We start from the raw sequence: 19,666 nt of genomic DNA, 5'->3' as shown, positions 1-19,666 counted from the left end.
GGTCAAGGCGGGAGAGCAGGGGCTGCCGGTGGGGGAGCTGCAAAAGCAGCTGGCGATCCCCGCTTCCACCCTCAGCCACCATATCGCGGCGCTGGTCTCGGTGGGGCTGGTGAAGCAAAACCGGGAGAGTCGCACCCTGCTTTGCGTCTCTCAATACGCGGTGTTGGAGGAGATCATCGCCTTTTTCCGCGATGAGTGTTGCATCAACAGCCCGGAGCATCGGCAAGATCAAAGGCAAGAGCTGCCTTCCTGAGGGCTACGGCTGCTAGTAGTGCTGCGCGCAATAAAAAACGCCGATCATGTGATCGGCGTTTTGCATTGATGTCGCTAGATTCGGGCATTAACCCAGATTGGCTGCAACCTTGCTTTGGGCTTGCCCTTTGCGCTTGATGACAAAGCCAATACCCAGTACCACCAGCCAGGCGGGGATCAGTTCGACCGAGATGCGGAAATCGGGGGTCATATACATGATCACCAGAATACCGGCCATGAACGCGAGGCAGAGATAGTTGCCGAAGGGGTACCAGAACGCCTTGAACTTGGGCTGGACACCCTCTGCGACCTTGGCCTTGCGGAATTTGAGGTGCGCGAGGCTGATCATCGCCCAGTTGATCACCAGTGCGGAGACCACCAGCGCCATCAGCAGGCCGAACGCCTTGCCCGGCATCAGGTAGTTGATCAGCACGCAGAGCAGGGTGGCGATGGCCGAGACCGAGAGGGCAACCAGTGGCACGCCGCTCTTGTTGGTCTTGAGCAGGGCTTTCGGGCCGTTGCCCTGTTTGGCCAGACCGAACAGCATCCGGCTGTTGCAGTAGACGCAGCTGTTGTAGACCGACAGTGCCGCCGTCAGTACCACGATGTTGAGTACGGTGGCGACCAGATTGCTGTCCAGAGCGTGGAAAATCATCACGAACGGGCTGCCGCCTTCCACCACTTTACCCCAGGGATAGAGGGACATCAGGATAGCCAGGGCGCCGATGTAGAAGATGAGGATGCGGTAGATCACCTGATTGGTGGCCTTGGGAATGCTCTTCTCGGGGTTGTCCGCTTCCGCGGCGGTAATGCCCACCAGCTCCAGACCGCCGAAGGAGAACATGATCACCGCCATCGCCATCACCAGACCGCTGATGCCGTTGGGGAAGAAGCCCCCTTGTGCCCACAGGTTGGTGACGCTCGCCTCGGGTCCGCCGGCACCGGAGATGAGCAGATAGCCGCCAAAGCCAATCATGCCGATGATGGCGACCACCTTGATGATGGCGAACCAGAACTCCATTTCGCCAAACGCTTTGACGTTGGAGAGGTTGATGGCGTTGATCAGCACGAAGAAGAAGGCTGCCGACATCCAGGTCGGGATCTCGGGCCACCAGTACTGGACATAGATGCCCACCGCGGTCAGCTCGGCCATGCTCACCAGCACGTAGAGCACCCAGTAGTTCCAGCCGGACGCAAAACCGGCAAACTCACCCCAGTATTTGTAGGCAAAGTGGCTGAAGGAGCCGGCTACCGGCTCTTCCACCACCATTTCACCGAGCTGGCGCATGATCAGGAAGGCGATAAAGCCGCCGATGGCATAACCCAGCAGGACTGAGGGGCCTGCCATCTTGATGGTTTGGGCAATACCCAGAAAGAGGCCGGTGCCGATGGCGCCGCCCAAAGCAATCAACTGAATGTGGCGGTTTTTAAGGCCGCGCTTCAGCTCCTCACCGTCTTGTTTCAAATCCATGGGTCTGTCCTTACGTCTCTGTTGTCTCTGGTCGGTGTTGGGCTCATCCTGAGCAGGCCGCAGTGCGTAGCCAAAACCTGACGAAAGCTGTATTTATTTTGTTACGCTATGCCATTTTCAATTTTTAGTGTTGGCTGGCAACCGAAGCAGAATAGTGATAATACGCCATGAATGCACCTGTTTTCCATCTCTAATGGCCGTATTTTGTACCAAAGGCAGCTTTTTTATGATCTGAAGAGGCTTCTTGGTAGTTTTTGGTTGATGTTTGCGCAATCGAATTCTGTTTTGTTGACACTTTGTTTTGTTTGTGCGCTTTTGTGGTGCCAAGCCACAAATGGATGCAAATGATGCCAAATAAGCGAGAGTGCAGGAAGTTGGAGTACAGAGAGCGCGAAAGCGTGCTGCAACAAGGGGTTGCCCGGGGTGTGCTGGTGGCGCTCTGGTTAGGGATTGCCGCCAGTCCGCTGTTGTTGCTGGTGGCCGCCACCATGCTGCTGGGCTGGCTCTCGCTCGGTGATCATGGGTTGCTGCACTACTGGCAGCCGCTGTTGCTGGTTGGTGGGGTGACGGGGGCGCTCGTTGGCGGCTGGCTGGCGGAGCGGGTTCGCCTGCGCCACGGTTTGCTGGCCTTCTATGCCCGGTTGATGAACAACCCTGAGCTCAATCGTTAGGTAACGCCGGCTGTTTGCCGAGCGCAGCAGAACGGAATCGAATAGCGGCTAACTGGCAGCAGGTGACAAGGGCACAACGCCAAGGTCGACAAGAAGAGGGATAAGCATTTGTGGTGCTTATCCCTTTTTTAACCACGCTTTTCACTGTCATCTATGTGAATTACAGTTCGCAGCAGCTGACTTTCGCCGCGACACTGTAATTTTTATCTTTTGTTTATGCCGATAGCTGTCAAGCTGGCTTAACAGAACTGGCTTAACAGAACTGGCTTAACAGAATTGGCTTAACAGAGCTGGCGGCGCAGACCGGTTGCCTCGAGGACCTTGGCGCTGATCTCCTCCACCGAGTGGGAGCTGGTATCGAGGAAGCGTATCGCCTCCTGGCGAAACAGCCTCTCCACGCAGGCCAGCTCCTGCTCGCACTGTTCGATGGAGGAGTAGCGGCTGTTGGCGCGGCGCTGGTTGCGGATCTCGTGCAGCCGCTGCGGCGCTATGGTGAGGCCAAACAGCTTGTGACGGTTGGCCTTGAGGGGGGCGGGCAGCTCCAGCATCCCCATGTCCTGCTCGATAAAGGGGTAGTTGGCGGCGCGAATGCCGAACTGCAGCGCCAGATAAAGGCTGGTGGGGGTCTTGCCGCAGCGGGAGACCCCGATCAGGATGATGTCCGCCTCATCGTACTCTTTGGTGGTGATGCCATCGTCGTTGGCCAGCGCAAAGTTGACCGCCTCAATGCGATCGTCATAGAGCTTGCGATTCTCCATGCCGTGGGTGCGATGGAGGCGGGGCTCGGCTTTTACCCCCAGCTCCTGCTCCAGCGGGCTGACGAAGGTGTTGAGAAAGTCGTGGCCGCACGCTTCCGATTTCAGTACCTCTTCCCGTACCAGCGGGTCTACGATGGTGTGAAACAGAATGGGGCGTACCCCGGTCTGGCGAAACTGCTCGTCGATCCGCATCCGTACCTGACGGGCTTTCTCCTGTGTCTCCACAAAGGGGATAGTGATCTGCTCGAAGGCCAGCGGAAACTGGCTCAGTACCGCGTGGCCGAACACTTCGGCGGTGATGGCGGTGCCGTCTGAAACATAAAATACGGTGTGCACGTAGGGCTCCTGTGATACCGCGGGTGGGGTCGCATGGGGTAAAGGGTGAGAAGTATCTCCCGAAACCATACCAGTTTTGTCAACCGGTCTGCTGTGCCCAAGTTGTGAAGTGGCTTGCAAACCTGAATCGTTATCTTTTTGTGTCGCCATTGTAGAATGTTCCGGTCATTCGACCATCCCCAACTCTTGCTCGGGGATTTTTTTGAAAACCAATGGAAAACGTTTTCATGGTCGTTGGCAACAAAAGAAACAGACAATAACGCACCTGACTTACCCATAACCTCATCGATTAAATCGGGCGCACGAGGTGCTATGGCATCGGTGCCCACCAACCTGGAGACATCCAAGTGCAACAGTACGTGCTCTGGTACGAACAACTCGGAATGCAGGACGTAGAACGAGTTGGCGGCAAGAACGCATCCCTTGGCGAGATGATCAGCAACCTCTCTGGCGCCGGCGTATCCGTGCCGGGGGGCTTTGCTACCACCGCCTTTGCGTTTAACGAGTTTCTGGAGTCAAGCGGCCTCAACGGCAAGATCCACCATCTGCTCGACAATCTGGACGTGGACGATATCGCCGCCCTCAACCGGGCTGGTCAGCAGATCCGCGACTGGGTGATTGAAGCCCCGTTCCAGCCCGAGCTGGAGCAGGCGATCCGGGTTGCCTATGAAAAGCTGAGTGCCGGTGTCGAGGCCTCGTTTGCGGTGCGCTCCTCCGCCACCGCCGAGGATATGCCGGACGCCTCCTTTGCCGGCCAGCAGGAGACCTTCCTCAACGTACGTGGCATCGATGCCGTCATGACGGCGGTCAAGCATGTGTTTGCTTCCCTGTTCAACGATCGCGCCATCTCCTATCGGGTGCATCAGGGCTACGACCACAAGGGCGTTGCCCTCTCGGCCGGGGTACAGCGGATGGTGCGCTCGGATCTCGCCGCCTCCGGCGTCATGTTTACTCTGGATACCGAGTCCGGTTTCAACGACGTGGTCTTTATCACCGGCGCCCATGGTCTTGGCGAGATGGTGGTGCAGGGGGCGGTCAACCCGGATGAGTTCTATGTGCACAAGCCGACCCTCAAGGGGGGCCGCCCGGCGATGGTACGCAAGACCCTCGGTTCCAAGCTTATCAAGATGACCTACTCGGACGATGCCGGTCACGGCCGTCAGGTGAAGATTGTCGATACCGATGAGGCCGAGCGCAGCCGCTTCTGCATCACAGATGAGGAGGTGATGGCGCTGGCGAAACAGGCCCTCATCATCGAGCAGCACTATGGCCGCCCGATGGATATCGAGTGGGCCAAGGATGGTCAGGATGGCCAGCTCTATATCGTGCAGGCACGCCCGGAAACCGTGCGCAGCCGTCAGGAGGCCAACACCCTCGAGCGTTTTGCCCTCAAGCAAGCGGGCAAGGTGCTGATCGAGGGGCGGGCCATCGGCCACAAGATTGGCGCGGGTCCGGCGCGAGTTATCTCCTCAATCAGCCAGATGGACGAAGTGCAACCCGGCGACGTGCTGGTCACCGACATGACCGACCCGGACTGGGAGCCCATCATGAAGCGGGCCTCCGCCATCGTCACCAACCGGGGTGGCCGCACCTGTCACGCCGCCATTATCGCCCGCGAGCTGGGCATTCCGGCTGTGGTCGGCTGTGGCAACGCCACCGACCATATTCAGCCGGGCCAGCGGATCACCGTCTCCTGCGCGGAAGGGGATACCGGTTTTATCTATGACGGCGAGCTGGACTTCGACGTGGCGGTGACCGAGGTGGGCAATATGCCGCGCCTGCCTATCAAGATCATGATGAACGTCGGCAACCCTGACCGCGCTTTCGACTTTGCCCAGTTGCCCAATGCAGGCGTAGGACTGGCGCGTCTTGAGTTCATCATCAACCGGATGATCGGGGTGCACCCCAAGGCGCTGCTGGAGTTTGACCAGCAGAGTCTCGAGCTCAAGGACACCATCGCCAAGATGATCGCCGGTTACGACAGCCCGCGTGAGTTCTACGTAGCCAAGCTGACCGAGGGGATCGCCACTCTGGGTGCCGCCTTCTGGCCGGAGCGGGTGATCGTGCGGATGTCGGACTTCAAGTCCAACGAGTACGCCAATCTGGTGGGCGGTCGTGGCTACGAACCCCACGAGGAGAACCCGATGATCGGTTTTCGTGGCGCATCCCGCTACATCGCCGACAGCTTCCGCCCCTGCTTTGCCCTCGAGTGCGAGGCGATCAAGCGGGTGCGTGATGTGATGGGGCTGACCAACGTCGAGGTGATGATCCCCTTCGTGCGCACAGTGGGCGAGGCGGAGCAGGTGATCGACATCCTGGCCGAGAACGGTCTGCGCCGTGGCGAGCGGGGGCTCAAGGTGATCATGATGTGCGAGATCCCGAGCAACGCCCTGTTGGCAGACCAGTTTTTGGAGCACGTGGACGGCTTCTCCATCGGTTCCAACGACATGACCCAGCTCACTCTTGGGCTGGATCGGGATTCCGGGCTGATTGCCCATCTGTTTGACGAGCGCAATGAGGCGGTCAAGGCGCTGCTGGCAATGGCTATTCAGGCCGCGCGCAAGGCGGGCAAGTACGTGGGGATCTGCGGTCAGGGCCCATCCGATCATCCGGACTTCGCCGCCTGGCTGGTGGAGCAGGGGATCGACTCGGTGTCGCTCAACCCCGATACTGTGGTCGATACCTGGCTCTATTTGGCGGAGCAGCATGGCGCCAAGTAAGCCACTATCAAAATGAGCAGCAGAAAGGGGGCCATGATGGCCCCCTTTGTTATCTGTGTGTCGCGACCTATTTCGGCTGCTGTTCGGCCCCCGACAGCTCGATCTGCACATTCACCCCTTCGCTCTTGAGCTTGGTGGCGATGGCGTTGAGATCGGTGCCCGGTTTGGCCTCCAGCAGGGCGATACCGCCGCTGCTCTGCTTGAAGTTCAATCCGTGGCGAGTCGCCAGCGCCTTGGCGCTGGCATCGTCAGCTTCCACCAGCAGGGTGCCGCTGACGGTGAGCTCGGGGCTGGCGGCCCCTTGCATCAACACGTCACCGCGGCGCAGGGTCTGTTGCGGGACCTTGCTGTCAAGGCTGCGGGCGACCCGCTGCTTGCTGCCGTTGTCGGGAATGAGGTAAGTCTGGCCGTTCACCTCTATGGTGCTGTATTGTTTGCCATCCATGGTGACGGACTCCTGGGCGCAGAGCTGTCCCGAGAGGGGGGCCAGCAGGGTTGCCAGAAGTAAGGTAACAGGTTTGTTCATGGTAATACTCCTAGCGTGTTAGCTGCGGTTGGCATCGTGACCTAGGACCCGCAGGGACCATGAGATCAGCTTGCCCGGTTGGCGATTGTTGCGCTCGGTCAGGGTGGTACGCTCACGGGTCTCGCGATTGAGCAGAGAGACCTGACGGGTACCGTTGGCAACGTCGGTTACTTCCAGTCGCCATGTGCCTTGCGCCGATTCGCCGTAGAACTTGTTGGATAGCATCCGCATGTCGCGCAATCCCTTGGTTCGCACAAAGCCCAGTTGCTGCTGGTCGAGAGATTGGCCGACCAGGCTGTTGAAGGGGCTCAGCAGGATGCTGCGGGTGCCGGCGGGGGAGACCAGTTCGATCAGCAGATCGGGCAGACGCTGATGATCCAGACTCACCATCACCTGAACCGCTTCTACCGTCAATGGTGTCGCGATGCGGGTTGTCGAGCTGGTCGGGCTGTTGCCCACATCCGCAATGGCGGCGGCACTGCCGGTGACATTGATCTTCTGCCATGGCAGCTGTACCAGCGGGGGCAGGGGCTGGTGATTGGCTGCCAGCTCAAGGGCCTTGTTGACGTCGATCAGACCAAAACCGTAAGTCGGGCTGAACCACATGCCGGCGGCATTGCGCTCCCACCCTTCCAGCCCTTTCACATCGCGCACCTTGCCGGTGCTGCTGGTGTAGCTGACCATCACAGGTTTCTGTGTGGCATCGACCCGGGTTGCGCTGCGCGCCAGCAGATCCCGCAGGTCACGTACCGACAGATCCGGGTAGGCGGACATCAGCAGCGCCATGGCGCCGGAGGTGCTGGGGGTGGCGGAAGAGGTGCCGTTCATCACGCCGTTGTAGTCGCAGCTGGCATCCAGTTGCGGGCTGCCGTGCAGCCGGTTGGAGCTGGGATCGTCGGTGCGGTTGTAACCCATGTCGCAGCCGGGCAGATCCGTGGTCACCATCGCCGGAGAGTCGGTACCGTACTCGCCGCCGGTCGCGCTCAGGAAGATGTTGCTGCCGACGCTGGAGTAGGAGGATCTGACGCCATCGGCGTTGAGAGCGCTCACCACCAGATTCCAGAAGTTGCTGTTGGAGGGATCGAGGTTGCTGTTTTCAAACGGCAATTTGGGGCCATTGCCGGTGCGGTTAAGCACATAGCCGCCCGCCGCTATCTTGTTGAAGCCGTTGCCGGCGGCCTTGATATAGGCCGCACCCTGCGCCTTGAGGGTCTGCTGTTCAAACAGGCGATCAAGCTGGGATTGATCCAGAGAGTTGGCAGAGCGGGGATCCACCACACTCATGCCGTAGCTCTGGTTGAACACCCGGTTGTCGCGGCTGGCATCGCTGTCGCCAAGGGCGTAGAGCCAATCTTTCTGCAACTGCTGGCTGTTGTCATCCAGCAGGTTGAACCCCTGCAGCTGGGCTCGCGGGGCTATCCCCTTGGTGCCGATGGCGTTGTCTACCGCCGCTATGATGCCGGAGACCGAGGTGCCGTGGGCCGTATCCGGATCGGTCGGTGTCGGGTCATCGCTGCCGGTTACCACGTTTTTCGAACCCGGACGCATGTTGTCCGCCAGATCCGGGTGGGCGATGGCCAGACCATCATCCACCACGGCCACATTGACTCCCTGGCCCAGCACGCCGGTGCGATGAGCCCACCAGAGGTTGAGATCATTGCCCGCTATGCCGCCACGGGCGCTGAATCCATCCTGGCCGCTGTTGAGCAGATACCACTGCTGATCCTGCAGGGGATTGGCACCTGGCAGGCAGCGCTCGGTGCTGCTGCGTCCCATATCCATGCCGCTCTCCTTGCCGGTGAGCGGCGCACAACCTTCATTTGCCTGAACGAGCGCACTGGGCAGGGTCGACAGCAGTGCTGTGATCGCCAGTGCTAACGATGTTTGCTTCATTATTTTTTTAACTCCATCTTGGATCGCACTCATCCTGAGTGCGACGGAAATCTATACACGGGTGATAGGGGTTCAAAAAGAGCCATTTTCAAAAAACGCAATGAGGTTCAAAGAAATCCGATCTGGTTTATGGTAGGTATTCCAATGACACTGGTTATGTGTTCTATTGAGAATGGTTCTCACAGCTCGCTACTGATCTTTTTATCTGTAATTCACTCTCTCGTGACTCTTCTTCGCCGCAGCCATCTCGATTCGGGGCAATCCCGAGGGGAGGTCGTGCGCTCTTGAACGTGAGCGGCATGGTTGTGTGTGCCAACGTGAGTGCAGCTATGCATTCGGGGGTGACAGCAAGGGTGATGAGGTGGAACCAGCGGTTTATTGCTTGGCGGCGGTGGATGGCTCTGTTATGGTAATTGAAATAGCCATTTGGATGGCTAGATTGCTGCGGTTTGAGGGGCTTAATCTCTGAGAGCCACCCCGCCGTAGTCCCATAGCTTGATGCGTACCTGACAGGGAGTCCCTATGCCGTTTCGTTCCTTCTTATCTTCTCTTTTTACTGCTTCCTTGCGTGCCACTGCTGGCGCCAGCACCTTTATTGCCGCGATAGCGGTCGGGAGCCTCTCTTTTTCCGCGGTTGCCGCCGATGCGTCCTTGCCGACCAAACAGGAGATCGTGATTGGTACCACTGTGGGGGATTTTGCCGACATGGTGACCGACTCGATCAAGCCGCAGCTGGAGGCCAAGGGGTACAAGGTCAAGCTGGTGGAGTTCACCGACTATGTGACCCCCAATATTGCTCTGGCTGACGGATCACTGGATGTGAACTGCTTCCAGCACAAACCCTATCTGGAGAGTTTTGCCAAAGATCGCGGCTTGTCGCTGGCGCCCATTACCCAGGTGCCAACCGGTCCGATGGGACTCTATTCCGGCAAGCTGGCAGCACTCGACAAGGTGCAAGAGGGAAGTTCGGTGGCCATCCCCAACGATCCCACCAATCAGGCGCGGGCGCTGCTGATGCTTCAGGATCTCGGTTGGCTAACTCTCAAGGAGGGGATCAATCCGCTCAAGGCGAGCGAGTTTGATGTGGTGAACAATCCGCACAATCTCAAGCTGGTACTGCTGGAAGCCGCGCAGTTGCCCCGCTCGCGGGAGGATGTGGACTTCTCGGTGATCAACGGTAATTTTGCCGCCTCCAGCGGTATCCCGTTCAGTGAAGGACTGTTTCTGGAGCGCAGCTACGATTTTATCAACTGGGTGGTGGTGAAAAGCGCAGATGCGGAGCAGCCGTTTGCCAAAGATGTGGCGGCAGCCTACAACTCGGCGGCTTTCAAGGCCTATGCAGCCAAGCGTTTCGTTGGCTACAAGTACCCGCAAGGGTGGGGTGGCTAACTGTCGTGAACGTGGCCCGGCTATACAACGAAAAACGCCCCGAATTCGGGGCGTTTTTTATGGTATCAAGCCATCAAAGGGCGCTTCACTGGTTGCGATAGAAGCGGTTCAGCTCGTTCATCACCTGGATCATGGCGCCCATATCCGGGGTGCCGTGCTTGATCGGGCGATAGCTGTTGCGCTCCAGCAGTTCGAAGTCACCCTGCTTGTTGAAGTGGGTGATGGTGTCCCCTTCATAGATGGCGAAGTCATTCTGATCCCCGGCCAGCAGCCAGTTGCGCGGGCTGGTATCAAACAGCGAGCGGCCAACGCTGTAATCGCGCGCCGGATTGCGCACGCCCAGCATCCCCTGCATCAGGGTCGGCGCCAGATCGAAATGGCTGCTCGGTTGTTCCCGAACGTCACTGCCGCGCCCCGGCCAGGCCAGTACCAGCGGTACCTGCACCTGATAGGGTGAGTAGTTGCTGCCTGCGCCCCAGCTGTTGCTGCGGGTGTCGTTGAACTCCTGACCGTGGTTGGAGGTGATGACGACGATGGTGTTGCTGTCCATCCCCTGCGACTGCAATTTGGTCAGCATCTGCTCAAGCAGCTGGTCGGTATAGAAGACCGAGTTCTTGTAGCGGTTCTCCAGTTTTTGCAGGTTCTCCGCCCGATAGGCGGTCGCCGGATTGAAGTTGGCGAGCTCCGGTTGGAACGGCCCCTTCATGGTGGCGGGCAACTGGTAGTCGCCGGGGCTCGAGAGATAGACCAGCGAGAACCAGGGGCGCTCGGGAGAGCGCTTCTCCAGCCATTGCTGCCAGTCGGTCAGCAGCTTGCCATCGTCAATCTGCTCGGAGACAAACACCTGTTTGCGCAGACCGGCGAGGATGCTCTTGCGATACTTCTGGGCATCTTCCATCGCGCCGAACAGCCCGAACTGGTAATCCTGGCGCAGCATCTCGTCGAACAGCACCGGCGGCCGCTTGTCGCTACTGATGTCCTTGTAGTAGTGACCGGGCAACCCGTAGAAGAGGCTGAACATCCCCATCAGGTCGTCGTTGCCACCACTCAGGTGATTGCGGAACGTCAGATGCTGATCCGCATAGCGCTGCAGATTGGGCATGTTGATGTTGTTGAGCATGTCAAAACGCAATGAGTCGACTACCACAATCAGCAGATTGTTGTGGGTCAGGGGGGCGTTGACGTTGAGCGGGCGCAGCGGGTAGTGCATCCGGCTGTCGCTGTTATCCCCCTGGGAGGCCGCCTGCTTCTCGTACTGATCCAGATCCAGCCAGCCATGTTTGGCCAGGAAGGAGCGGGCCGTCATGGGGTAGGAGAGGGGGAAGTTGGCTCTCTGCATGGTGATCGGCTGATAGAGGGTCGCATCGGCCCAGCTGTTGACCACGTGGGTCAGAATAAAGCAGATCAGCAGGGCCAGCCCCACCTGATTGCCGTACTGGCGGCGCTTGCGCTTGTTGATCTTGCGCCAGACATAGGCCGACAGCAGCAGTTGCAGCAGGAAGATGGTGGGCACGGCAACGAAGATGATGCTCCAGATTGAGCCCTCTTCGGTCTGTGCCTGATCCAGCAGCAACTGCCATACCTGACTGTTGAGGTGGAACTTGAACAGCCGGAATACCTGGGTGTCGATCAGCAGCAACACCAGCGCCAGGGTAGCGATGATGGCCGAGATGAACCGCAACGACTTCTCCTTGGGCAGCACGAAGCTGAGCGGGAAGATCGTCAACAGGTAGGTGACAAAACTTAAGAACGAGAAGTGGCCAATCCAGCTTACAACGAGATAGATCACGCCAAGCGTGGTCGATGGCCAGCTGATGGCACCCAGATAACGGGTGGCGATGAGCATGGCCAGAATAATGTTGAAGAAGGAGAACCAATGCCCCCAGGTGATCAGGCGAGAGACATTATCACGATAGGGGTTACCGGTTTCGACCATAGTGATCCATCTGCGTTGAGAAACGTCAAATCAACAGAGTCGGGGACTCAGTGTGCGTCGTGGCGATTATCGACCGATGCGGTCAGGGCCTGGACAAACTTTTCAGTGATGGCCTGGCGCTGGGCCGGTGCCATACCGTTGATGATATTGGTGGTCAGATTGCCAAGCACCATAAGGCTGAGATCTACCGGCGCTTTATGCTTTTCCAGCGCGGTGATCAGGTCGTTCATCAGGGCGTCAAATTGCTCGTTATTGTACTTTGATACGATAGGCATAATCTTCAGTTCATCTCGGTTCAAAGCGCCTTATAATACTTCACCCTTTCGGCTAACACTATGGCTTTGTGACATGAGTCTCGATATCGACAAGATCATTCTTCACTCCTTGCGCCAGGGCGGCGATGGTCAACCCCACGCCGATACCCGCAGCCAGACCCTGCCTCCCGATGAGGCGGTACAGGGGCTGATGGCGGAACTGCATCGGATCTACAACGGCAAGGGTGGCAAGGGCTTTGGCTTCTTTGCCGACCCCGAAACGGCCGTCGCCGAGCTGGCCGACGGTGAAGATGCCCCCAAGCAGCCTTCACCCGCGTTTCGTATCGCCCTCGAACAGCTGCTCGACGAGCAGACCGAATTCGTTCCCTTCTCGGTCACCGTGACCCAGATGCTGGTCAAGCTGCTGGTGGAGCACGCCCTCGATGAGCAAGGGGTGCTGCTGTTTGCCAAATATAACTACGTCGGGGTCGATTATCTGCTGATTGCCCTGCTGGAGGGCAAGGAGAGCGTCACCGTCAGCGAAGCGCTGGAATTACGCCATATCCAGTATCTGGATATCGGCAAACTCAATCTGGTGGCCCGCATTGATTTGACCGAATGGAAAACCCAACCTGATTCGCGCCGCTATATCACCTTCAGCAAGGGGCGCATTGGTCGCAAACTGGGCGACTTCTTTATGGATCTGCTGGGTGCCCGCGAGGGCATGGATGCCAAGGTACAAAATAAAGGCTTGCTGCAGGCGGTCGAAGATTATTGCGACAGTCGTCAGCTCGAACCGACCGAGCGCAATGACTATAAAAAGCAGGTCTTCAAATATTGCACCGAACAGGCGAGTGCCGGTGAAGAGATCGAAATCAAGGAGCTGTCTGCAGAATTGCCTGGTGACGGTGACCTCGATTTTTACAGCTTTATTGGTCAGGAGTATGAGCTGGAAGAGCGCTTCCCGGCGGATCGCTCTACTCTGCGTGGTTTGACCAAGTTTGTTGGCTCCGGTGGCGGCCTGACTCTGAGCTTTGAGCAGAAGCTGTTGAACAGCCGGATCTTTTACGATCCCCAGACCGACACACTGACCATCAAGGGTGTGCCGCCCAATCTCAAGGATCAGCTGCTGCGCCAGTCGTAGTCATGCTCCCGAGTGTGATCAACTCGTCATTTCTCGCAAAAAGAGACTCCGCCCCGGCGGGGTCTCTTTTTTTATTGCGCCCGGGCAGACCTCGAAACTGGCGCGGTACTTTGTTAACAAATCAAACAAAATAAACCATCTGAAAGGGTTTTCATTGAGGTGAAAACCCTTTCACTCATGAAATTTTATTTCATTTTGGTAATTATTATTCTGTGGTTGTCTGGAATTAAGCCGATAAATGGCCGTAATTCCCTGAAATAAGAAAATGTTTTCAAAACTTTCTGGAAGGAAATACGTAATTGCATTTCAAAAATGCGAGTTGCGTCATGTGAGCCGTTTGCCGCTTGGGATAATATTCATCTCGCACACAATGCTCTTACAGCGCGGAACTAATACAAGGAAAGGCTCATGAAAAAGAAATTGCTGTCATCCCTGATCGGTCTGGCCACTCTTGGCGTCGCTTGCTCTGCTACTGCTGCCATCGATGAAGGCCAGCTGACCATCTGGATCAACGGTGACAAGGGATACAACGGTCTGGCTGAAGTGGGTAAGAAGTTTGAAGCAGAAACCGGCATCAAGGTTACTGTGGCTCACCCGGATCAGGTTGAAGTGAAATTCCAGCAAGCCGCCGCCACTGGCAACGGCCCGGACATCTTCTTCTGGGCTCACGACCGTTACGGTGAGTGGGTCAAAGCCGGTTTGCTGGTTCCGGTAACGCCGAACGCTGCCACCAAAGGCAAATTTGAACAGCTGGCATGGGATGCCATGACTGTTGATGGCAAAACCTATGGCTACCCGGTTGCCATGGAAGCAGTCAGCCTGATTTATAACAAGGACCTGCTGCCCGAGCCGCCGAAAACCTTCGAAGAGATCGCCAAGATTGACGAGACTCTGAAGAAAAACGGCAAGCGCGCCATCATGTGGGCTTATGACACCCCGTACTTCAGCTATCCGCTGGTGGCTGCCAACGGTGGTTATGCCTTCAAGAAAACCGCTACCGGTTATGACGTCAAAGATACCGGCGTGAACAACGCAGGTGCCAAGATGGGCGTGGGCTACATCTCCGAGATGATCAAGTCCGGTCACCTGGAAAAAGGCATCGACTACGGTGTGATGGACGCCAAGTTCAACAAGGGCGAAGTGGCCATGATGATCAACGGTCCCTGGGCCTGGAGCAACCTGGACAAGAGCGGCATCAAGTACGGCGTAGCGCCGCTGCCGACCCTGAACGGCAAGCCGGCCAAAGCCTTCGTTGGCGTACTGGGTGCCACCATCAACGCTGCCAGCCCGAACAAGGATCTGGCTATCGAGTTCCTGGAAAACTACCTGCTGACCGATGCCGGTCTGGCGCCGGTTAACGCCGACAAGCCGCTGGGTGCCGTTGCGCTGAAATCCTTCCAGAAGACCCTGGAATCCGATCCGCACATCAAGGCCACCATGCTGAACGCCCAGGCTGGCGAGCCGATGCCATCCGTTCCCGAGATGAGCCGTTTCTGGTCTTCCTTCGAAACTGCCCTCAAGAACGTGACCTCCGGTCGTCAGGGTGTTGACGAAGCACTGGATACCGCTGCCAAGCGTATCGTTCAGTAAGCACGCACTACCCGGGAGGCCGTCATGGCCTCCCACTCTCTCAAATCTCTCTTGGCGTTATAAAGGTTAATTGGCATGGAAGTAGTACCTTCTGTTGAGTCCTATGCCGGTCCGAAGGATAAGCACACCTGGCTTAAGTGGACCATAGCGGCCCTGGTTGCCATCCTCAACGGCTACGCAGCCGTGATGATGTACGCCAGTGGCGAGTGGGTATTCGCGCTGCTGGATCTGGTGGTGGTTTCCGTCGGTCTGTATGTCTTCATGAACAAGAAGACCTATGCCCATCGCTACATCTTTCCGGGTGTTGCGGGCATGGTTGTGTTTATCATCTTCCCTCTTGCCTACACCATTGGCATTGCCTTCACCAACTATTCGGGGTCCAACTTGCTCTCCGTGGAGCAGGCGCGGGACTACCACCTGAAGAAAACCTACAAGGTGGCGGGCGGTGAATTCGATTTTACCCTGCTGGGTGGCGACAACGGCCAGTTCCAGCTGCTGCTGACACAGGATGATCAATCCTTTATCAGCCAACCTGTTTCCCTGATGACCAACAAGGCCCGTGAGCTGGCGTCCCGCGAGGGCCGTGTGCAGAACACCCAGCAAGTGGTCGAGCTGCAGCCCTTCACTGGCGAAGCGGCCAGCAAGGCCGCACCGATCCGCGCCATTGTTGAGCATCGTACTCACCTGAGTGACCTTGACCTGGTGCTGCCGGATGGCGGTACCCACCTGACCCTGAGCAGCCTGCGCAAGTTTGCCGCCCAGAAGCAGCACTACACCCGTCTGATGGATGGTGCCGTGCTCAAGTCCGGCGTGGTGATCAAAGACAGCAACCTGCTGCGTGATACCCAGAATGGCGAGCTGATGCTGCCCAATGGCGAGACCGGCTTCTATCAGTACATCGACGAACAGGGTCAGTTTGTCGGCAAGGGCATTGCTCCGGGCTTTGTGGTGAGCGTCGGTTGGAAGAACTTCGCGCGCATCGTCACCGATCCGGGCATCCAGTCACCCTTCCTGCAGATCTTCATCTGGACCGTGATCTTCTCAACCTGCTCCGTCGCTTTCACCCTGGCCATCGGCATGGTGCTGGCCTGTCTGGTGCAGTGGGAAGAGCTCAAGGGGCGCGGTTTCTATCGGGTCATGCTGATCCTGCCCTATGCGATCCCGGCGTTTATCTCCATCCTGGTGTTCAAGGGGTTGTTCAACCAGAACTTCGGTGAGATCAACATGTTCCTGGAAGCGGCGTTTGGCATCAAGCCGGACTGGTATACCAACCCCTTCCTGGCCAAGGTGATGATCCTGATTGTCAACACCTGGCTCGGCTACCCCTACATGATGATCCTCTGCATGGGCCTGCTCAAAGCCATTCCGGAAGATCTCTATGAAGCGTCCGCCATGGACGGTGCCGGTCCGGTGCAGAACTTCTTCAAGATCACCGTGCCGCTGCTGATGAAGCCGCTGACCCCGCTGTTGATTGCCTCGTTTGCCTTCAACTTCAACAACTTCGTACTTATCCAGTTGTTGACCAACGGTGCTCCGGACATCATCGGTGCCAGCACTCCGGCCGGTACTACCGACCTGCTGGTGAGCTACACCTACCGGATTGCGTTCCAGGGATCGGGTGGTCAGGACTACGGTCTGGCCAGTGCCATCGCCACCGCCATCTTCCTCATCGTAGGTGCGCTGGCGCTGCTCAACCTGAAATTGTCCAAAGCCGACAAGCAGCTGTAAGGAGGCTTCAACATGGCAATCGTACAACCCAAATCAGTCAAATACCGGGTGTGGGCAACCCACCTGGTCATGTGGGGCTTCTTGGCGCTGATCATCTTCCCGTTGATCATGGTTATCGCCATCTCGTTCCGTAACGGTAACTTCGCAGTAGGGGAGATCATCCCCTCCAATCCGACCCTGGATCACTGGAAACTGGCGCTGGGCATCTCCATCACCAACGCTGACGGCAGCATCACGCCGCCACCGTTCCCGGTGCTGACCTGGTTGTGGAACTCCATCAAGATCGCCGGTATCACTGCCCTGATGATCGTGACGCTCTCCACCACCTGTGCCTACGCCTTTGCCCGCCTGCGTTTTCGTGGCAAGTCCACCATCCTGCAGGGCATGCTGATTTTCCAGATGTTCCCGGCTGTGCTGGCACTGGTGGCCATCTATGCGCTCTTTAACAAGATTGGTGACTACATCCCCTGGCTGGGTCTCAACACCCACGGTGGCCTGATCCTTGCCTACATGGGCGGCATCGCCCTGCACGTCTGGACCATCAAGGGCTACTTCGAGACCATCGACTCCTCGCTGGAGGAGGCGGCGGCCATCGACGGTGCGACCCCGTGGCAGGCATTCCGTCTGATCCTGTTGCCCCTGTCGGTGCCCATCCTGGCGGTAGTGTTTATTCTGGCCTTTATCGGTTCCATTACCGAGGTGCCCATGGCCTCCATCCTGCTGCAGGATGTGAACAATCTGACCCTGGCGGTCGGGGCCCAGCAGTACCTCTATCCGCAGAACTATCTGTGGGGTGATTTCGCGGCGGCCGCAGTGCTCTCCGGTTTCCCCATCACTGTGGTCTTCCTGCTGGCACAGCGCTGGCTGGTTGGCGGTCTGACCGCTGGCGGTGTGAAAGGTTAAGTTTATGGCCGGGGGAGCTGACTCCCCCCGCTATCACGATTTGCAAAGATTCAAGAGCGGAGCTCGTCATGGCTGAAGTAGTACTCAACAACGTTCGCAAAAATTACGACCCGGCTGTTCACAAGGACACCCTGCGCAATATCAACCTCTCCATCAAGGAGGGCGAGTTCATCGTTTTCGTCGGCCCGTCCGGCTGTGGCAAATCCACCCTGCTGCGGATGATCGCGGGTCTGGAAGACATCACCAGCGGTGAGCTGACCATCGGCGGTCGCTACATGAACGACGTGCCGCCGGTAGAGCGCAACGTGGGCATGGTGTTCCAGTCCTACGCCCTCTATCCGCACATGAACATCTACGAGAACATGGCCTTTGGTCTGAAGCTCAAGAAGATGGACAAGGAGAACATCCACAAGCGGGTAATGCGTGCCGCTGAAATTCTGGGTCTGGAGCCGCTGCTGGAGCGCAAGCCCAAAGCGCTCTCCGGCGGTCAGCGCCAGCGGGTTGCCATCGGTCGCTCCATCGTGCAGCAGCCGCAGGTGTTCCTGTTTGACGAGCCGCTCTCCAACCTCGACGCCGCGCTACGGGTCAAGATGCGGATCGAGATTGCCAAGCTGCACAAGGAGCTCAACTCCACCATCATCTACGTGACCCACGATCAGGTGGAAGCGATGACCCTGGCTGACAAGATTGTGGTGCTGAGTCCGCTCAAGGCCGATGCCGCCAGCAACCTGGAGCAGTTCGGTTCACCGCTGGATCTCTACCACAACCCGGACAACAAGTTTGTGGCCGGTTTTATCGGTTCGCCCAAGATGAACTTCCTGGCTGCCGAGCTGATGGAGATTGGCGAGCAAGAGTGCGTGGTCAAGCTCTCTACCGGCGACAGCGTGCGGGTGCGAGTCGATGCCCGTCGTGGCGCGGTGGGTGACAAGGTTGAGCTGGGTATCCGCCCGGAGCATCTGGTGCCGCTGAGCCACGCCCATGCCGACAGCAAGCTGAGCGGCGTAGTGCAGGTTGCCGAGCATCTGGGGGCCGAGTCCTTCGTCTATATGGATGTGGATGGTCACGACTTTACCGTCAAGACCACCTCTGATGTGGATGTGGCGACCGGCCAGAGCTACAGCGTGGGGATCCCGGCTGAAGCCTGCTATCTGTTTGATGCCAAGGAGCAGGCGTTCCCCCGCACCGCCAAGTACATCCGTACCTGATCGCGGTTTGGTGCAAGTTTTCCGTATCTTCAATGCCTTTTTGCCGGTCTTGCGACCGGCTTTTTATTGCCTGCTGTTTGGCTAAACCGGCAGGCGCAGTGGCAGGGCTCAGCCCTCGAGTTCGGCGGTTATGTCGGGGACAAAGGTCTGGCTGGTCAGGGGGGGGCGCTCGTACCCTTCGGTCTTGATCGGGGGTAGCTTGATGGGCTCGTAGTGGATCGCCTCGTAGGGCACCTTGCTCAGCAGATGGGCGATGCAGTTGAGGCGGGCACGGCGCTTGTCGTCCGCCTCCACCACAAACCAGGGACTGTCCTGGGTGTCGGTATAGGTGAACATGTCATCCTTGGCGCGGGAGTATTCGACCCAGCGCGAGCGGGACTGCAAGTCCATCGGGCTGAACTTCCAGCGCTTGATGGGGGTGTTGATCCGCTCCTTGAAGCGCTTCTCCTGCTCCTCATCGGAGACCGAGAACCAGTATTTGATCAGGGTGATGCCGGAGCGGATCAGCATCCGCTCGAACTCGGGGCAGGCGCGCAGAAACTCGCGATATTCGGCGTCGCTGCAAAAGCCCATCACCCGCTCGACCCCGGCGCGGTTGTACCAGGAGCGGTCAAACAGCACCATCTCGCCAGCGGCGGGCAGGTGGGCCACATAACGCTGAAAGTACCACTGGGAGCGCTCCCTGTCTGAGGGGGCGGGCAGCGCCGTAACCCGGCAGACCCGGGGATTAAGGGGCTCGGTGATCGCCTTGATGACCCCCCCTTTGCCGGCGGCGTCCCGTCCCTCGAACAGTACCACCACCTTGAGCCCCTCCTGCTTGACCCACTCCTGCAGCTTGACCAGCTCCTCCTGCAGATGGGCGAGGTGGTGTTCATAACATTTCTTGTCCA

At 58.0% G+C, this 19,666-nt stretch carries 16 protein-coding genes; 9 read left to right on the top strand and 7 right to left on the bottom strand.

Annotated features, from left to right (window positions below):
- A partial coding sequence (locus tag DBR30_RS08265; protein ID WP_258224352.1) for an ArsR/SmtB family transcription factor occupies nt 1-253 on the top strand: 253 nt, incomplete at its 5' end.
- 87 nt (nt 254-340) lie between these two features.
- Here the strand turns inward: DBR30_RS08265 and DBR30_RS08260 are convergent.
- Complete coding sequence (locus tag DBR30_RS08260; protein WP_005333893.1) at nt 341-1,723, bottom strand: amino acid permease; 1,383 nt, start codon at nt 1,721-1,723, stop codon at nt 341-343.
- Between the two features lie 374 nt (nt 1,724-2,097).
- Here DBR30_RS08260 and DBR30_RS08255 point away from each other — a divergent pair, with 374 nt between their 5' ends.
- On the top strand, nt 2,098-2,394 hold the full coding sequence (locus tag DBR30_RS08255; protein ID WP_258224351.1) for a hypothetical protein: 297 nt from the start codon (nt 2,098-2,100) through the stop codon (nt 2,392-2,394).
- 281 nt (nt 2,395-2,675) lie between these two features.
- Here DBR30_RS08255 and ppsR read toward each other — a convergent pair whose 3' ends face one another.
- The gene (gene ppsR, locus DBR30_RS08250; protein WP_033136363.1) at nt 2,676-3,488 is read right to left on the bottom strand and encodes a posphoenolpyruvate synthetase regulatory kinase/phosphorylase PpsR; all 813 of its coding nucleotides are present in this window, start codon (nt 3,486-3,488) and stop codon (nt 2,676-2,678) included.
- Nucleotides 3,489-3,835: 347 nt separating this feature from the next.
- Here ppsR and ppsA point away from each other — a divergent pair, with 347 nt between their 5' ends.
- Entirely contained in the window at nt 3,836-6,208 is a 2,373-nt protein-coding gene (gene ppsA, locus DBR30_RS08245) for a phosphoenolpyruvate synthase (protein ID WP_108588291.1), read from the top strand.
- A gap of 67 nt (nt 6,209-6,275) precedes the next feature.
- Here the strand turns inward: ppsA and DBR30_RS08240 are convergent, their stop codons facing one another.
- Together DBR30_RS08240 and asp are read right to left on the bottom strand one after the other, a co-directional pair.
- Nucleotides 6,276-6,734, bottom strand: a complete 459-nt coding sequence (locus tag DBR30_RS08240) for a serine protease chaperone (RefSeq protein ID WP_108542537.1) — start codon at nt 6,732-6,734, stop codon at nt 6,276-6,278.
- Nucleotides 6,735-6,752: 18 nt separating this feature from the next.
- Nucleotides 6,753-8,627: a serine protease Asp gene (asp, locus tag DBR30_RS08235; RefSeq protein ID WP_108588290.1), complete on the bottom strand. Its 1,875-nt coding sequence runs from the start codon at nt 8,625-8,627 to the stop codon at nt 6,753-6,755.
- A 522-nt stretch (nt 8,628-9,149) separates the two neighbouring features.
- Between asp and DBR30_RS08230 the strand changes: the two genes are divergently transcribed.
- Nucleotides 9,150-10,016, top strand: coding sequence for a MetQ/NlpA family ABC transporter substrate-binding protein (locus DBR30_RS08230; RefSeq protein ID WP_258224350.1), 867 nt, complete (start codon nt 9,150-9,152; stop codon nt 10,014-10,016).
- Between the two features lie 85 nt (nt 10,017-10,101).
- Here DBR30_RS08230 and DBR30_RS08225 read toward each other — a convergent pair whose 3' ends face one another.
- Both DBR30_RS08225 and DBR30_RS08220 read right to left on the bottom strand, forming a co-directional pair.
- A complete protein-coding gene (locus tag DBR30_RS08225) occupies nt 10,102-11,952 on the bottom strand; it encodes a DUF3413 domain-containing protein (RefSeq protein WP_108541376.1) in 1,851 nt (616 codons plus the stop codon).
- 47 nt (nt 11,953-11,999) lie between these two features.
- The gene (locus DBR30_RS08220) at nt 12,000-12,227 is read right to left on the bottom strand and encodes a YejL family protein (RefSeq protein WP_005333874.1); all 228 of its coding nucleotides are present in this window, start codon (nt 12,225-12,227) and stop codon (nt 12,000-12,002) included.
- Nucleotides 12,228-12,300: 73 nt separating this feature from the next.
- On the opposite strand from DBR30_RS08220, the gene yejK reads away from it, so the two are divergent.
- The 5 genes from yejK to DBR30_RS08195 all read left to right on the top strand — a co-directional run bounded on the left by yejK (nt 12,301) and on the right by DBR30_RS08195 (nt 18,776).
- Nucleotides 12,301-13,350, top strand: coding sequence for a nucleoid-associated protein YejK (yejK, locus tag DBR30_RS08215; RefSeq protein WP_181363526.1), 1,050 nt, complete (start codon nt 12,301-12,303; stop codon nt 13,348-13,350).
- 408 nt (nt 13,351-13,758) lie between these two features.
- Nucleotides 13,759-14,940 carry a maltose/maltodextrin ABC transporter substrate-binding protein MalE gene (gene malE, locus DBR30_RS08210; RefSeq protein WP_005333871.1) on the top strand — a complete coding sequence of 394 codons (1,182 nt, stop codon included), beginning with the start codon at nt 13,759-13,761 and terminating at the stop codon, nt 14,938-14,940.
- 75 nt (nt 14,941-15,015) lie between these two features.
- The gene (gene malF / locus DBR30_RS08205; RefSeq protein ID WP_005333870.1) at nt 15,016-16,668 is read left to right on the top strand and encodes a maltose ABC transporter permease MalF; all 1,653 of its coding nucleotides are present in this window, start codon (nt 15,016-15,018) and stop codon (nt 16,666-16,668) included.
- A gap of 12 nt (nt 16,669-16,680) precedes the next feature.
- A complete protein-coding gene (malG, locus tag DBR30_RS08200) occupies nt 16,681-17,571 on the top strand; it encodes a maltose ABC transporter permease MalG (protein WP_041209357.1) in 891 nt (296 codons plus the stop codon).
- A 68-nt stretch (nt 17,572-17,639) separates the two neighbouring features.
- On the top strand, nt 17,640-18,776 hold the full coding sequence (locus tag DBR30_RS08195; protein ID WP_042029975.1) for an ABC transporter ATP-binding protein: 1,137 nt from the start codon (nt 17,640-17,642) through the stop codon (nt 18,774-18,776).
- A gap of 108 nt (nt 18,777-18,884) precedes the next feature.
- Here DBR30_RS08195 and ppk2 read toward each other — a convergent pair.
- A partial coding sequence (gene ppk2, locus DBR30_RS08190) for a polyphosphate kinase 2 (RefSeq protein WP_108588289.1) occupies nt 18,885-19,666 on the bottom strand: 782 nt, incomplete at its 5' end.

The organism is Aeromonas sp. HMWF017, assembly GCF_003061465.1.
In the GTDB taxonomy this organism is placed as follows: Bacteria; Pseudomonadota; Gammaproteobacteria; order Enterobacterales; family Aeromonadaceae; genus Aeromonas; species Aeromonas veronii.
The sequence above is the reverse complement of the archived record's forward strand: the minus strand, read 5'-3'. Positions and strand labels throughout refer to the sequence as shown.

Excerpts from the sequence above, each read along its gene's own strand:
- DBR30_RS08260 (WP_005333893.1), bottom strand. The coding sequence starts at position 1,723 with ATGGATTTGAAACAAGACGGTGAGGAGCTGAAGCGCGGCCTTAAAAAC.
- DBR30_RS08240 (WP_108542537.1), bottom strand. The coding sequence starts at position 6,734 with ATGAACAAACCTGTTACCTTACTTCTGGCAACCCTGCTGGCCCCCCTC.
- asp (WP_108588290.1), bottom strand. The coding sequence starts at position 8,627 with ATGAAGCAAACATCGTTAGCACTGGCGATCACAGCACTGCTGTCGACC.
- DBR30_RS08230 (WP_258224350.1), top strand. The coding sequence starts at position 9,150 with ATGCCGTTTCGTTCCTTCTTATCTTCTCTTTTTACTGCTTCCTTGCGT.
- DBR30_RS08225 (WP_108541376.1), bottom strand. The coding sequence starts at position 11,952 with ATGGTCGAAACCGGTAACCCCTATCGTGATAATGTCTCTCGCCTGATC.
- DBR30_RS08220 (WP_005333874.1), bottom strand. The coding sequence starts at position 12,227 with ATGCCTATCGTATCAAAGTACAATAACGAGCAATTTGACGCCCTGATG.
- yejK (WP_181363526.1), top strand. The coding sequence starts at position 12,301 with ATGAGTCTCGATATCGACAAGATCATTCTTCACTCCTTGCGCCAGGGC.
- malE (WP_005333871.1), top strand. The coding sequence starts at position 13,759 with ATGAAAAAGAAATTGCTGTCATCCCTGATCGGTCTGGCCACTCTTGGC.
- malF (WP_005333870.1), top strand. The coding sequence starts at position 15,016 with ATGGAAGTAGTACCTTCTGTTGAGTCCTATGCCGGTCCGAAGGATAAG.
- malG (WP_041209357.1), top strand. The coding sequence starts at position 16,681 with ATGGCAATCGTACAACCCAAATCAGTCAAATACCGGGTGTGGGCAACC.
- DBR30_RS08195 (WP_042029975.1), top strand. The coding sequence starts at position 17,640 with ATGGCTGAAGTAGTACTCAACAACGTTCGCAAAAATTACGACCCGGCT.